The sequence below is a fragment of the Dellaglioa sp. CoH-57-MRSF-21 genome, assembly GCF_056781915.1.
Genome location: NZ_JBXAXU010000118.1, coordinates 1 through 346 on the forward strand (window position 1 = coordinate 1; position 346 = coordinate 346).

The window sequence follows — 346 nt, forward strand, 5'->3', positions numbered from 1 at the left end:
TTCCCAGCCACCAACCTTGATAAATTCGTTTACCAATTCAATCAGATTGTCACGATTTACCGCATTTAGCACAGTGTATTGCATTTATGCCACCTTTTCGAAGGCCGCACGAATCTTCGCGTGCACGGACAAGCGCGTTGCATCGCCAGCCGTATAGATCGCGAAGTTCGAGTCGATGATGTTGAGAATTTCGTCCATCAGGGGCGGGCGCTCGCGCTCTCGCTCCAGTTGTTCGTTAGCCTTTTCGCAGCCCACGATCTTCGCAATCGAGGCCCGGGCCATCGGATGATCGGGAAGCGCCGCGTGCAGATAATTGGCGCGAATCATGTTCGCTCGCTCGTTATCC

The 346-nt window shown here is 53.5% G+C and carries 1 protein-coding gene; it reads right to left on the minus strand.

The genetic code is table 11. The features are described from left to right. Positions 1 to 84: 84 nt before the first annotated feature. On the minus strand, positions 85 to 346 hold a 262-nt coding region (locus AC1RPQ_RS08205; protein ID WP_481762295.1), incomplete at its 5' end, for a hypothetical protein.